The 14,406-nt window shown below is 72.0% G+C and carries 11 protein-coding genes; 6 read left to right on the top strand and 5 right to left on the bottom strand.

What is annotated here, in order from left to right; genetic code table 11:
• Positions 1 to 2: 2 nt before the first annotated feature.
• The 5 genes from OG446_RS22060 to OG446_RS22040 form a co-directional block, all read right to left on the bottom strand.
• Positions 3 to 161 (bottom strand): DUF6760 family protein, encoded by a 159-nt coding sequence (locus OG446_RS22060; protein ID WP_167535327.1) that lies wholly within the window; start codon positions 159 to 161, stop codon positions 3 to 5.
• Complete coding sequence (locus OG446_RS22055) at positions 158 to 652, bottom strand: hypothetical protein (protein ID WP_219574296.1); 495 nt, start codon at positions 650 to 652, stop codon at positions 158 to 160. The genes OG446_RS22060 and OG446_RS22055 overlap by 4 nt, the downstream gene beginning before the upstream one ends.
• Positions 649 to 1,089, bottom strand: coding sequence for a phage tail protein (locus tag OG446_RS22050; protein ID WP_124720830.1), 441 nt, complete (start codon positions 1,087 to 1,089; stop codon positions 649 to 651). The genes OG446_RS22055 and OG446_RS22050 overlap by 4 nt, the downstream gene beginning before the upstream one ends.
• Positions 1,090 to 1,147: 58 nt before the next feature.
• A complete protein-coding gene (locus OG446_RS22045; RefSeq protein ID WP_328895669.1) occupies positions 1,148 to 2,674 on the bottom strand; it encodes a phage tail sheath family protein in 1,527 nt (508 codons plus the stop codon).
• A 568-nt stretch (positions 2,675 to 3,242) separates the two neighbouring features.
• Positions 3,243 to 4,547 (bottom strand): COG1470 family protein, encoded by a 1,305-nt coding sequence (locus OG446_RS22040; protein WP_328898378.1) that lies wholly within the window; start codon positions 4,545 to 4,547, stop codon positions 3,243 to 3,245.
• A gap of 250 nt (positions 4,548 to 4,797) precedes the next feature.
• Here OG446_RS22040 and OG446_RS22035 point away from each other — a divergent pair, with 250 nt between their 5' ends.
• The 6 genes from OG446_RS22035 to OG446_RS22010 all read left to right on the top strand — a co-directional run bounded on the left by OG446_RS22035 (position 4,798) and on the right by OG446_RS22010 (position 14,361).
• Positions 4,798 to 5,529 carry a helix-turn-helix transcriptional regulator gene (locus OG446_RS22035; protein ID WP_328895668.1) on the top strand — a complete coding sequence of 244 codons (732 nt, stop codon included), beginning with the start codon at positions 4,798 to 4,800 and terminating at the stop codon, positions 5,527 to 5,529.
• A gap of 273 nt (positions 5,530 to 5,802) precedes the next feature.
• Positions 5,803 to 7,296: an eCIS core domain-containing protein gene (locus OG446_RS22030; RefSeq protein WP_443050194.1), complete on the top strand. Its 1,494-nt coding sequence runs from the start codon at positions 5,803 to 5,805 to the stop codon at positions 7,294 to 7,296.
• A 303-nt stretch (positions 7,297 to 7,599) separates the two neighbouring features.
• Positions 7,600 to 10,842 (top strand): hypothetical protein, encoded by a 3,243-nt coding sequence (locus OG446_RS22025; RefSeq protein WP_328895667.1) that lies wholly within the window; start codon positions 7,600 to 7,602, stop codon positions 10,840 to 10,842.
• Positions 10,839 to 11,546 (top strand): DUF4255 domain-containing protein, encoded by a 708-nt coding sequence (locus OG446_RS22020; protein ID WP_328895666.1) that lies wholly within the window; start codon positions 10,839 to 10,841, stop codon positions 11,544 to 11,546. Before OG446_RS22025 ends, OG446_RS22020 begins: the two co-directional genes overlap by 4 nt.
• A 71-nt stretch (positions 11,547 to 11,617) precedes the next feature.
• Entirely contained in the window at positions 11,618 to 13,708 is a 2,091-nt protein-coding gene (locus OG446_RS22015; RefSeq protein ID WP_328898376.1) for an ATP-binding protein, read from the top strand.
• 62 nt (positions 13,709 to 13,770) lie between these two features.
• Positions 13,771 to 14,361: a DUF1707 SHOCT-like domain-containing protein gene (locus tag OG446_RS22010; RefSeq protein WP_328895665.1), complete on the top strand. Its 591-nt coding sequence runs from the start codon at positions 13,771 to 13,773 to the stop codon at positions 14,359 to 14,361.
• Positions 14,362 to 14,406: the final 45 nt, after the last annotated feature.

Below are 14,406 nucleotides of genomic sequence, written 5' to 3'. Positions count from 1 at the left end.
CCTCACCCGCTCTCGTTGACGCGGGTGTTGATCCGCGCTATCTCCCTCACCCACTCCTGCCGCTCACCATGGGTGAGGTCGAGGATGTCCTCACGCTGCCAGTGGAAGTGGTAGGCGATGTACGCGAGCTCCTCCCGCAGCCGGGAAGGCGCGTACGTCACGATTCCCCCAGGCGTTCACCCGAGAGGTCCACCTCGAACGACCCGTGGCACAGCGGGCACGTCACCGCGGCGTGCGTGTGACCCTCGCTGTTGATGCGGCGGTAGAAGTCCTGGAGGAACGCCACGTCGGTGGCGTACATCCGCTCGACCACCCCGGCGTGCACGTCGGTGACGGTGCCGAGCCGGGTGATGACCTGGCTGAGCAGCACCACGCTCAGGTACGCGGGGTTCTCCTTGACGCGCAGGTCGATCTGCGGGCGCAGCTCGTCCCGTGCCGTGGCGAGCCGCATCGACCCGCTCCGGTGCACCTGGCCCTCGTCGTCGACGTAACCGCGCGGGAGCTCGAACTCGAACTCCGTACGCAGGTCCTGACGGTCCCGCTCCCGGGCGGGAGGAGGCGTCGGGGCTTCCTCCCGCGGGGCGGGCGCGGCGGCGGCGAGGCTGTCGAGGACCTCGTCGAGGCCGCCGCCGGAAACGGTCCTGCGCCTCATTCGACGACGATCTCCTCGAAGGTGATGGTGACCGTCTCCGTCGCAGCGCTGGACTCGCCGGCCTTCAGCGAGGGGCCCTCCCACTTGCTGGCCCAGCCCTGCATCAGCTGGATGCGGCGGACGGTCTCACCCTTCGAGTCCTTGATCTCGATGGTGAGGTTCTGGCGTGCGGTGTCGACGGCTCCGTTGTTGAGCGTCTCCTTGATCCACTTGGTGAACTCGCTGCTCTTGTCGAGCCCGCGGGTGATCGTCACCTCGCCGGCCTGGCGCGCACCGGGCTGCTTGCGGATGATCTGCTTGCCCTCGGCGGTCACCTGGCGGACCTCGACGACTTCTTCCTCGACGGTCAGCCCGCTGATCTCCTGGATCGACTCCACGAGATAGCCGCCGAGCTGCACGCCGAAGACGTGGGTGGAAAGAGCATCGCCCTCTGCCATGACTGTGTGTCACCTGTTCTGTTCGTTGTCTGCGGGGTCACTCATCGACGAGGAGCGGTCACTCGTCGACGAGGCTGGTGCTGTCCGAGAACTGCGCGAGGCGGAAGATCACGAACTCCGCGGGCTTCACCGGGGCGACACCGATCTCGCAGACGACCTGGCCGAGGTCGATGGACTCCTGCGGGTTGTTGTCCCGGTCGCACTTGACGTAGAAGGCCTCCTCCGCCGTCCGGCCGAAGAGCGCGCCCCGGCGCCATTCCTCGGTGAGGAAGGCGGTGACGTTACGGCGGATGCTCGACCAGAGGCGGTCGTCGTTCGGCTCGAAGACCACCCACTGGGTGCCCAGGAGGATGGACTCCTCCAGGTAGTTGAAGAGCCGGCGCACGTTGAGGTAGCGCCAGGCGGGGTCGGACGAGAGCGTGCGGGCGCCCCAGATGCGGATGCCCCGGCCGGGGAAGGCGCGGACGCAGTTGACGCCGATCGGGTTGAGGAGGTCCTGCTCGCCCTTGCTCAGGCGGAGTTCCAGGTCCAGTGCCCCGCGGATGACCTCGTTGGCGGGCGCCTTGTGCACCCCGCGCTCGCCGTCGCTGCGCGCCCAGACGCCGGCGACGTGGCCGCTCGGCGGGATCAGGGTCTGCTGGCCGGTGGCCGGGTCGAGGACCTTGAGCCAGGGGTAGTACACGGTCGCGTAGCGCGAGTCGTATCCGGCGTCGTCGTTGCGCCAGGTACGGACGCGCTGGGCGTTCATCCCCGGCGGGGTGTCCAGGACGGCGACCCGGTCGCCCATCTGCTCGCAGTGCGCGATGACGGCCAGCTGCACGGCCCTGACGCCCTCGTCGTCGATGTCGCCGCGGCGGTGGGCGCTCATCAGGTCCGGGACGGCGACCATGGTGATCTCGTCGATGGCCTCAAGGGCCGCGATGCCCGTGCGGGCCGACGCGTCGCCCACGTACTCGCTCGGACCGGTCCGGACGGTCCCGCCCGCGGCCGGGGCGGCGGGCGAGAGGGAGAGGCTCTGGTTCTCGGGGCGGGTCTGCGCCGCACCGGGCTGTTCCGTGACCTCGACGAGCTTGGACTGGCGGGCCTGGGTGACCAGATAGCCCTTGACGTTCTTGCGTACGGAGGTGTCGTACGTCTCCACCACCTTGCCGCCCTGGCGCACCAGCAGCCGGAACCGGTCCTCCGGAGGGTTCTCGCCCTCGGGGTCGGCGACCTCGATGGAGAGGCCCTCACCGGCGCCCGGACGGGCGGAGACCAGGAAGCCGCCGAGTGCGACGGGCGGGGCCGCCACGGGCGCGGAGCCCTGCGGCGCGTCCTCGGCCGGGCCGCCGATGCGGACGATGTACGCCGCGCCGCCGCCGTTGCTGAAGTAACCGTGGACGGCCAGCGTCAGGTAGGTGTCGGGCGTGAAGGTGCCGAAGGCCGATACGTACTGGTCCCAGCTCGTCACCAGCGTCGGCCGGTGGAAGGGGCCCGTCTCCGCGAACCCGACGAAGGCGGCGACCGCGGTGCCGACTCCCTCGATGGGCCGTGCTCCGGACTGCACCTCCTCCACGTATACACCTGGGGTGAGGTACGACGGCATGCTCGCTCCTTCGGGTGGTCAGTCGTTCGCTTGTTCAGTCTTGCCCGGGGTGCCTGCGGGATGTAGGCCTCAAAGTCCTGGCCACGGGGCAGGGTGACTGCCTTCCCGGGCACCCCCGCCCCGGGCGCCCGGGAGTCCCGCGGAGGCCCTGCGAGGGCCCTGCGGCCCGGGGGAGGCCTTTCTCACATTCCGCCACCGAAATATTTCGCTCGGAATCCCTGTGACCCGCCCTCCGTCGCGAGGATTAGTTTCAGCCAGAAACTACTGGGCCGACGGGGCCGAACCGGCCGGATTTCCACGGCCGTTCGGCCCTCTGGACACCCTGACGCGCTCCGGTGAGCGGGGTGTGCGCGGTCCGAGCGGATGCCGTCCTCGGCAAAGGGCGGGGAATCCACCGCGGAAGACCGTCAATCACCGGCCAGGGCCCGCCCGTTCCCTTGGTTCCCGATCCGGACGGGTGTGTTCAGGACCACACCCCGGCGCGCCGCCATGTGGAGGTTTCCGCTGGCAGGGACCCTGTTTGTTCATGCTCCCGGAACGGAGGGGCAGGAATCCGGCGCTATCGTTCCTACGGCGTGAAATCGCTCAGCACACCACTGACATTGAGTACTTGGTGGCACTTGGAGGCCTGCTTACCGGTCGCCGGAGTCCCGGGTTTGGAACAGGTCACGGAAACGGTGACCTTGTCATTCTGTTGTATCCGAATGGGGGTGACCCAGTGATAGTCCTGGTTGCGGAACGTCTCCAGCGCAATGGTGGTGATCTTCCGCTCGCCGAAGGAGATGGTCAGCACCCCTTCGTCTCCCTGGAAGTTCGCCACCACGATGTCGGTGACGCCGAAGACCTTTCCTACCGGGACCGGATAGGTCCCGTCCCTCTCGGCACCGGCCTCCGTCTGCACGTCGATGGTCTGCGAGCTCTGCTGGGCGTCCGCCCCGCCGCCGCCCGTCGAACCCGAACCGCCCGTACCGGCACCGCCGGTACCGTCCGTCCCTGTTCCGGCGCTCGCCCCCTTCTCCTGGCCCTGCCCTCCGGCCGGATCGCCGCCGCCCGTGGTGCCACCGGTCGTCGCACCGCCCTGCGGCCGGGCCTTGTTCTCCTCCTGGGCCGCCGCGGCGGCCGCCTCCTTCGCGGTGCTGCGGACGGCGGGGCGCACCAGCGCGAACCACGCGACCAGCAGCGCGAGCAGGGCCGCCAGGACGATCAGCAACCACTTCGGAAGCAGCGGAAGTTGCGCGAACTCACCGGGCAGGGGCTCCGGCCGGCCGGGCCGGTCGGCCTCCGCCTCCGCCCCCTCGCTCTCCGCCACCCGGACCTCGAACGGCCAGGTGGTGGGGGCGCCGAACCAGATCAGTTTCCGGGCCCGCACCCGCAGGCCCGACTCGGCGGACTCGCCCGGCTTCAGGCTCAGGCGCTCCGGTGTGAAGGCGAGGCGGAGCTCCTCCCCCTCCTGCTTCGCGGTGAACACGACGTCCACGGGAGCGTTCCCACGGTTCTGCACCGAGGCCCGGAACCGGGCACCCAGCCAGCCCCTGCGCCGGCCCGGCTCCAGTCGCGTCCGCAGTTCACGGAACGGCTCGACGACCACCGTCGCCTCGGGCACGGCCACCGATTCGGGGTGCTCCGCCGGCAGGACGCGTACGCCCAGGGGTACTTCGCCCGCCTTGACCTCGTGGGACCGGGGCGGCGCGAGCCGCACCGTCACGGTCTCGGAGGTGCCCGGGTAGAGGGAGACCCGCGCCGGTTCGACCGTGGCCCACGCCGCGCAGTCGCCGACCACTTCGAGGGTGTACGCCTCGACGATGTCGCCGTCGTTGCGCACGGTCAGCGTGGTCGTCGCTTCGGCGCCCGGCGACACCGTCACCGTGGATATGTCGAATTCGGCAGATGTGGTCACGATGCGACGTTAGGCCGCGCCCCGCTCCCGGCAGCAGAGGCGGGAGGGCAACGTGCGGGCAGGTCCGGTGCCCCGGCGGAACACCCGCGCCGTCTCCTCGCACCCTGCCCGCGCGCCAGGTCCCCCTGCCCGGGGCCGGGAGGAACGTGCACGACACCCGACTTACCGGAAACCGGCGCAACCACCTATCGGGGAACCTGCGGAAGTAGCTGAGGAAGACGAGCACATGACCATGATCACGAAAGAAGTGACGCCGCCCGTGACGGGGGGCGGCCGCAGCCGCGGCCCCTCCGTGCCGGAGCAACGCACGGAGGGCACGCAGGCGGCGTCACCGGGGGGCCGGGTCTCCGTGGCCGTGTACGCGGAGGACCTGATCCTGCAGACCGGCATGGTGCACCAGTTGCGCATGCGGCCGGAGATAGAGCTGATACCGGAAGAGGAGGCCGACCGGGCGCAGGTCTCCTTAGTAGTGGTGGACATGGTGAACGAGCCCACCGTCCAGCTCCTGCACCGCCTCCAGCGCAACACCGCCACCCGCACCGGGCTCGTCGTCGGCTTCTTCGAGACGGGGGCGCTGCAGACCCTGATCGAGTACGGGGTCGCCGCCGTGCTGAGGCGTGGCGAGGCCGACCAGGACCGTCTCGTCCATCTGGTCACGGCGATCGCGAAGGGCGAAGGAGTGCTGCCGGGCGACCTGCTCGGGAAACTCCTCGACCACGTCAGCAGCCTTCACCGCACGGTCCTGGACCCCCGGGGGCTCTCGCTCTCCACCCTCACCGCGCGGGAGGCGGAGATGATCAGGCTGGTGTCGGAGGGCTACGGCACCGCGGAGATCGCGCAGAAGACCTCGTACTCCGAACGGACCGTCAAGAACGTGCTCCACGAGGTGGCGGCCCGGCTGGAACTGCGCAACCGGGCCCACGCGGTGGGCTACGCCATGCGGCACGGCCTCATCTGAGGTGTCCCTGGGCTCCACCCCCCGGAGCCCGCGCCCACGGGCCCCGGGGGCAACGGGCGTTGCCCCCGCGGTGCCCGGGGCTCCGCGGGGCGGGCCGCACCGGGCTCCGCGACCGTCGGCGGCCCGGTCGCGGTTCCGGAAGGGCAGCGTTCTGTGCACCCCTCGCCCTTCACCGCACCGCCCCGGCCGCGATATCCAGGAACAAGCATCCGACCGGCCGGCAGAGATCACCCGCAGGGATCCGCCCGCAGAGAGCAGAGAGGCGTGCTCCCCATGCGTACGCACAACCCCGGCAAGTCGCCCGCCGCCGGTGAGGCGCGCGGTCCGGTACGCCCGGCCGTCACGGCTCCGGCGACGAGTGCCGCGAGCCCGCCCTCCCCCGTGCGGCTCGCCCTGCTGCGCGGCGCCGGCAACGCCGACGTCGTCCAGATGCTGCGGCAGGCGGGACACTCCGGTACGTACGCCGCCGAGCCGGCTCCGCAGGTCGCCGGCGAAGGTCACGAGCAGCCGGGGCAGGCTGCGGTGCAGCGTTCCGCCGTGCCCGATGTGCTGCGCTCCGGCGGACGGCCGCTGGACGAGGCCACCCGCACCGACATGGAGTCCCGCCTGGGCGCGGACTTCTCCACGGTCCGCATCCACGACGACGCCACCGCCCGGCGCTCGGCCGCCGAGATCGGGGCCCGCGCCTACACCTCCGGCGATCACGTCGTGATCGGCGACGGCGGAGGCGACCGGCACACCCTCGCCCACGAGCTCACCCACGTCATCCAGCAGCGCCTGGGCCCGGTGGCCGGGACGGACAACGGGAGCGGGCTGCGGGTGTCCGACCCCGCCGACCGCTTCGAGCGCGAGGCCGAGGCGAACGCGCGCCGTGCCCTCTCCGGCCGGGCCGCCGTCCGGCAGACGTCCGGACCGGACACGGCACAGCGCTCCGCGCGGACCGGGGCCGTACAGCGCGTCGTCCAGGACCCGGAGAACATCCAGGACCTCTGGACCCACAGGTACTGGCAGGAGCAGGCCGGGAACAGCGCCGCCGTGGCTCCCAAGGCGTCGGGGTCGAAGCGGGAACTCCCCACGATCCTCAGGGACGTGGCGAAGAAGCTCCTCAGGGATCTGCGCAACGCGGGCCCGCAGGAGAAGGAGCTGCGGCTCTTCCGGACGATGACCGTCGAGGAGGCTGACGCGATCATGGAATGGAAGGGCGCCGGCAAGCACGCAGGCACCGAGGCGTGGCTGGAGGGCGACAGGAACCAGGGCGCGTCGGCCACCCAGAACTTCCACGCGGACAAGAACGTTGCGGATTCCAGCGTCGGAGCCATGCCGGTCAAGAAGCACCTCGGTGACATGGACCAGGCGTACGAGTACTACAGGCGCAACCACGAGCAGCACTACGAGATGGGGGCGAGGGCCGGCAACGGCCGGCTCGTCGACGGCCCGCCGACCCGCGTACTCGAGTTCACGCTCAAGCCCGGCGCCCACCGGCACCTGTTCACACCGGAGCACATGGCCCTGGCCGGGAACACCGGCGCACCCGAGGCCCTGCGCAGGATCCACGGCGAGAACAGCCAGTTCGAGACGGGCTCGGGCGGCGAGGGCAACCTCACCGGGCGCATCGGCATGAAGCTCGAGAGCCACGGCGACTTCAGTCTCAGTCTCGGATCGGAGACCGAGGCGACGCAACTGCTGTTCCAGCTGTTCGTCAAGGACGTCCAGGACGTGACGAAGAGGGCCAGTCACCGGTGGAACAACGAGACGGACCATTACTAACGACCTGGTGCACGATGAGAGCGGATCAGCGAGCGGCGTCATGCGGCTTCGAATCCAAGGCGGAGGAGGGAGGCGACGCGGAGCGTCGTTGACCGACGACAACGTCGGAGGCGGAGTCGCAGGGCGCCGGGAGCCCGCTCGCTATCGTGCACCAGGTCGTAAGGGCTGTCCGCCCGTACGTCCGCCGGGGCCGCAAAGGGCACCAGGTCTTCCCCCGCCCCGGGTACTCCGGCCCCTGCCCATCGTCCCCCGCGCCCACGATGCTCGAGCTGGAGAACCATCGACCAGACTGTGAGGTGGACCGTGGGCGGTCCTGCTGGCCCGGCACGCCGTACCCGGTTGCGCCGGCTGAGCGGTGTCGTGGTGTTGCTGGCCCCGCTGCTGGTGGCGGGTTCCGTGTCCGTCCCACAGGGCGCGACACCGGCGGCCGCCGCCTCGGACGCGGCTCCCGCGGACACCGCGCGGATCGCCTACGCCGGTACCGGGCATCGCAGTCTCGGGGAGCGTTCGTCCGGGACGACCAGCGCGGACCTGTTCGCATCCGGTCCCGCCCACTACGACCAGGACGCCTTCGGGCGCGGCAGCACGCTGGTCTTCACGAGCCTGCGCGACGAGGCGAAGCCCCAGGTGTACGTGCGCCGGACGGACGGTTCCGTGCTCCGGCTCACCACCGGCCGTGACGCCGCGCACCCCGAACTCTCCGTCGACGGGCAGACCGTGGTGTTCGACTCGGCGGAGCCGCGCGCCGGGCAGGCCGCGCAGCGTGACCTCTGGTCGGTCGCCGTCGACGGCTCCTCCGATCCGCAGCGGCTGACGGACACCGCCGCGAACGAGACCCACCCGACGCTCTCCCCGGACGGCACCCGCATCGCGTACGCGAGCGACGGCGGCCCGGAGAAGGGCACGCAGATCTATCAACGGGACCTGTCCGGTGGGGCGGTGACCTGTGTCAGCAACCCGGCGGAGGGCGACGCGAGCGAGCCGGAGTGGAACCCGGTGAACGACGCGGACCACCGGCAGATCCTCGTCTACACCCTGCACCAGGAACCCGAGTCGGACACCGACACCGGGAACCGGCTGCGGGTCACCGACGGTCCGGGCACCGGACGCCCCCTGCTGACCGGCGCCTTCGCCGGCTGGGGAACCCGCTCGGCCGCCTGGCTGCCGAACGGCGAAGGTCTGTACTTCCTCAGCCCCAACACGGACTGCGGGTGCTCCGTCTACGACCATGTGTACCGGACCGACACCCTCGACGACCCCGAACCGGTGAAGGAACTCGACGAGGACCGGACGGTGGAGTCTCCGGCCGTACTCGTGCGGGCGGGCACCCCGACGGTGGTCGTCACCCGCAGGACCACCGTGAAACCCGACGTCGTCACGCTCCAGGACATCCGGCAGGACGGCTCGGACCCCCGGGACCTCCGGCTCGACGTGCTGCGCGAGGACCCGAAGGCCCTCACCAACACCAGTGACGACCCCGCCAAGGATCCGCTGTTCCACCCCTCGGAGGGCTACGACCCCTGGACCGAGCGTCAGACCTACACGCCGAACGGCCTGAACATCGCCGTGACCCGCTTCCAGGACGTCGGCGGCGTGCGGGTCCAGCGGATCTGGCTGACCGACACCGACGGGATGCACGCGGAGGTGATGGACCTGGAGGGGCGGGGCGCCGGCGACTGGGACACCGACCCCTCCTTCTCGCCGGACGGTACGCGGATGGCGTTCACCCGGACCTCTCCGGGAGGCGTCGGTGACGCGGCGGGCCCCAGCCAGGTGCTGGTCGCCGATGTCGCCACGAAGAAGATCATCGGCAAGGTGGTCCCGCCCGCGGGGGAGGTGGCCGGCCAGGACGCCCAGCCCGCCTGGTCCGCGGACGGCACCACCCTGGCTTTCACGCGTAATGAGGTGATCCGGGGCCTCGGCGGCATCAAGCACGTCTGGACCGCCCAGGTGAAGGACCTCGGCCAGCAGCGGGACATGGACCTGAGCCGGCAGCAGGACCTCAGCGTCACCGGCTGCCCCGGCGAGTGCAAGGTGATCGACGACAGCCCCGCGTTCTCCCCCGACGGCACGTCCATCGCCTTCAACCGCAAGGACCGGGCCGATCAGATCAACCACCGGGCGAGCATCGTCGTCACCTCGCCCACCGGAACCGGCTGCCGGGTCGTGCTGCCGTCCGACCGGCGCAACGACCCCGACGCGTGCGGCGAGCAGATCCCGGACGTCACGGCGACCGGGCCGTACCAGCCGCGTGACGTGGCCTGGTCACCGGACGCCAAGCGGCTGGTCCTGAGCCACCGCCGGGACATCGCGCCGAACTCCCCCGAGCAGCTGTCCGAACTCGACCTCGCCACCGGCACGTTGACCGCGCGGACCGCGACGCTTCCGGGCCGCCAGAAGGAGCCCGCCTTCCGCCAGTCGGTCGACCTGGCCGTGACCGCACAGCCCGTCGGCCCGTCGGTGGAGGCCGGCTCCTCGGTGTCGTTGACGGTCACCGTCACCAACCGCGGCCCGGCCCCCTCCCCCGGCACCACGTTCGTCGCCGACACCCCGCCGGGCGTACGCCTGGAGGAGCTCGCCACCCCCGCCGGTCCCTGCGCCGCCGACCTGCTGCCGAGCTGTGATCTCGGCCTGCTCGCGCCCGGCGGCAAGGTGGAGGTCACCGCAACGCTCACCGGCGTGACGACGGGGCCCTGGCAGATCGGCTGGTCCGTCACCGGAGCCGTCGTCGACCCGAACCCCACGGACAACGACACCGCAACGGACGTCCGGGTCCGCGACGTCCCCGAGCTGCCCGATCCGACCCCCTCGGCGCCCACGCCCGCCCCGCCCCACACCACTCCCCCGTCACCGGCTCCGGCACCGCCCGCGCAGCCGCCCGTCCCGCTGCCGCCCGAGCCCGAGGCGGGCCCCGGCGTCGCCGTGCGGGCCCAGCCCAGCCCCGGATACGTCGGCGGGCGGGTCGTGGTGACGTACACCGTGCGCAACGGGAAGAACGCGCTCGCCACCGGTCTGCGGCTCCGCCTCGGGCTGCCCGCCGGGATTCCGGTGACGACCCTTCCGGCCGGCTGCGCGGGCGGGGTGTGCGCGCTGCCCGACCTGACGCCGGGCGCCAGGTCCGTCCTGCGGGTGGTGCTCGCCCCGGACCGGGCACTGCGGACCAGCGTCACCGGGACGCTGACCACGACCGGCACCGACGCGGACCGCGGCGACAACGTCTCCCGGATCCCGCTGCGCATCCTCCAGCCGCGCATCGTCTCGGTGCCCGAGGTCGGCAAACCGGGGTTCGTCACGTCCGTGCGCGGCAAGGACTTCCCGCCCGGCGTTCCGGTGAAGCTCACCTGGAAGCCCGGGATCACCGCGACCGCGCCGCCGGCCCGCCCGCTCGGTGACGGCACCTTCATCGCGCAGTTGCTGATCCTGGTGAAGGACCGGACGGGACCGCGCACCATCACCGCGTCGGGGCCGGGATTCAGCCCGGTCACCACCGACTTCCTGGTGGTCGGCGGCACCATCGTGCCCCCGGACGAGGTGGGGCGCAGGTGATCCACGAAGTCGACGAGGGGCTGCGGCTGTTGCTGGTCGACGCCGGGCTCCAGGACAGCGGCGTGGACCTGGTCTTCGACGCCCCCACGAAGGACTGGTCCGCGCGGCGCAACGCCCCCACGGTCAGCGTCTTCCTCTACGGCATCCGCGAGGACGCCACCCGCCGCCGTACCGGAACGAGCGAGGAGTACGACGACGAGGGCGTGGTCACGGGGCGGCGGACGCCGCCGCGCTGGTTCGAACTGACCTATCTGCTGACCGCGTGGACCAACCGCCCGCAGGACGAACACCGCCTGCTCTCCGAGGTGTTGCGCTGCCTGATCCGTACGGACGTCCTGCCCGCCCGGATGCTCACGGGCAGCCTTGCCGCGCTCGGGATGACCGTGGAGATGGAGGCCGCCTCGGCGGGTTCCGGCGACCGGCCGTCGACCGTGGACGTGTGGTCCGCACTCGGCGGCGAGCTCAAGGCCGCGATCGACCTGCGGGTCTGGGCGCCGCTCGGCGGAGAGGTGGTGGCCGCAGGGCCGCCGGTCACCGAGGGTCTGCTGGTACGGACGGTGCCCGAGGCCGACGGCGAGCCCACGGAGCCGGGGCGGCGGCTGCGCTACGACGGGGCGTCCGAGCCCCGCGGGCAGGGCTTCGCCGCGGAACGTGAACGGCAGCTCCCGCCGGGCCGCCGCAGGCGTGGAGGTCCGGCCCGGTGACCACGGCGTATCGGGCCCCGGGCGTCCGGGAGCCGGCTGTCCGGGAGCCGGGCGGCACCCCGGCGGCGGACATCGAGGAACTCTGGGCACGGCTGGGGGACATCGAGCGACGGGTACGGCACGCGGTCGCGCTGCGCCTGGAGACCGATCCGGAACCGAACGATCCGTACCGGGGGCAGTATCTGACCCCGGCGGCGGCCGAGCGGATCCTGGACTCCCGCGACGCGTTCCTCCCTGTCCCGGCGTACGGCGCCGACGCCGCACCGGACTCGCCTGACTCCCCCGACTCACCGGCCGGGGGCCGGATCGCGGCCCTCGCGGAGCGTTTCGGCCTGGTCGCGCCGGACCTCGATATGCTGCTGGTCGCGATGGCCCCGGACATCGACGCACGGTTCGAGCGGCTCTACGGCTATCTCAACGACGACCTCACCCGGCGGCGCGCGACGACCGGCCTGGCCCTCGAACTCTGCGAACTGCCCGCCGCGGGCCCCGGCCGCTTCCGCTTCGCCCCGTCCGCCCCGCTGGTCGCGTCCGGCCTGGTGGAGGTACTGGAGGCCGAACGCCCGCTGCTCTCACGGGTACTGCGCGTACCGGACCGGGTCACCGCGCATCTGCTCGGCGACGACACAGTGGACGGCAGGCTGCACGGTCTCGTCCGCGTCGCCGGGCCGCAGGAGGAGCCCGACCCGTGTCCGACGACGCTGCGGGTCGCGGCGGCGCTGGGCACCGGCAGCGGCCTGGTGCATCTGCTGGACCGCGGCGGCGACCCCGGCCGGCTCGCGGCGGACGCGCTCCTCGTGGCCGGGCTCCGACCGCTGGTGGTGGACGCCACCGCGCTGGCCGCCGCCCCGGAGCCACTGCGGACGGCGCGGATCCTGGCGACCGAGGCGCGGCTGAGCGGCGGCGGTCTCGTCCTCGGGCCGCTGGAGACGCTCACCCCCGAGCAGCCCAAGGGCGCCGGCCTGATCGACGCGCTCTGCGAGGCAGTGGGCGGCGGCTCCCCGCTGATCGTGTACGGAAAGAAGCACTGGGACCCGTTGTGGTCCGCCGAGAGCCCGGTGACGGTCCCGGTCCCGCCCCCGGACCCGGCGGACGCGGCACGACGGTGGCGCCGGGCACTCACCGGGGCCGGTGCCCCGGCCGGCCTCGCCGCCGGCACCGCGACGGCCGACGCGCACCTGGTCGACGCCACCCGCGCCTACCGCCTCGACTCCGGCCAGATCCGCAGGGCCGCCACCGTCGCCTCCCGGCTGGCCGGTCTGGAGGGACGCCCGGTGGAGGCCCGGGACCTGCGCACCGCCGTGCGGGCCCAGAACGGGGCGGGGCTGGCACGGCTCGCCCGCCGCATCGAGCCCACGGTCGGCTGGGACGACCTCGTGCTGCCCCCGTCGACCCGCCGCCAGCTGTCCGACCTGGCGCTGCGCGCACGCCACCGCGAGCAGGTGCTCGGCCGGTGGCGGATGCGGCCGGGCGGCGGCCGGGGCCGGGGCATCGTCGCGCTGTTCGCCGGCGAGTCCGGGACGGGCAAGACCATGTCGGCGGAGGTGGTGGCGGCCGATCTGGGCATGGAGCTCTACGTCGTGGACCTGTCCTCCGTGGTGGACAAGTACATCGGTGAGACCGAGAAGAACCTGGAGCGGATCTTCGTCGAGGCGTCCGACGTCAACGCGGTGCTGCTGTTCGACGAGGCGGACGCCGTCTTCGGGAAGCGCTCGCAGGTCAAGGACGCCCAGGACCGGCACGCCAACGTGGAGTCGGCCTACCTCCTCCAGCGGATCGAGTCCTTCGACGGCATCGCCGTCCTCACCACCAATCTGCGGGCCAACCTCGACGAGGCCTTCACCCGCCGCCTCGACGTGGTCGCCGACTTCCCCGTACCGGACGCGGAGCAGCGCCTCGCCCTGTGGGAACGCTGCCTGGGCACGGAGATCCCCCGCGCACCGGGCCTCGACCTGCGGACCTGTGCGGAGCGTTTCGAGCTGACGGGCGGCTCCATCCGTGCCTGCGCGGTCACCGCCGCCTACCAGGCCGCGGAGTCGGGCCGCCCCCTGGACACCGATCAGCTCGTCTCGGCCGTACTCGCCGAGTACCGCAAGCTCGGACGACTGGTCCTGGACAGCGAGTTCGGCCCCTGGCTGGAGCGCGCCCGACGGGCGGACTGACCGGGCCGCGCTGCCCATCCGGAGCGCTGGACTCCCGTACCACCGTCCGTATCATCTGCTTCATGACTGCCGAACCCGCCCGATCCGCCGGCCGTATGCGCGCCTCCGACGCCGACCGTGAAGCGGTCGTGGAACAACTGCGGGAGGCGGCGGCCGAGGGCCGCATCGATCTTGAGGAACTGGACGAGCGCCTGGGCCTGGCCCTCACGGCCAAGACGCACGCCGAACTCGCCCCGCTCACCGACGACCTGGGACCGGTCGTGATCGAATCGGGCGAGCCGCTGGTCCTCAAGGGCGGCATCCACGGCGCACAGCGGACGGGCCGCTGGAAGGTGCCGCCGCGGATTGTCGCGTACGGGGGCATGGGCAGCGTGCTCCTCGACTTCACGCAGGCCGAGTGCCGGCTGCGCGAGATCGACGTGGAGGTGGACGCGCAGATGGCCGGGGTGGTGTTCGTGGTCCCGGAGGGCTGGAAGGCGGACACGGACGCGCTGGATCTCGGCTTCGGCGGGCTGAAGGACAAGACCACGGGTGAACGGCTGCCCGGCACGCCCGTGCTCCGGATCACGGGTTCGTGCGGCGCGGGCGGCGTGGTCGTCCGCCACCCGAACCTCCGGGAGCGCCGCAGAAGGCGCAAGGAACTGTCGCGTTGAGCCGCGCCGGCGCAATGCCGCACACCACGTGGCCGAGGAGCTGTC

The sequence above is a fragment of the Streptomyces sp. NBC_00236 genome (assembly GCF_036195045.1).
Classification (GTDB): Bacteria; Actinomycetota; Actinomycetes; order Streptomycetales; family Streptomycetaceae; genus Streptomyces.
This window is presented reverse-complemented; position numbering and strand designations above follow the sequence as displayed.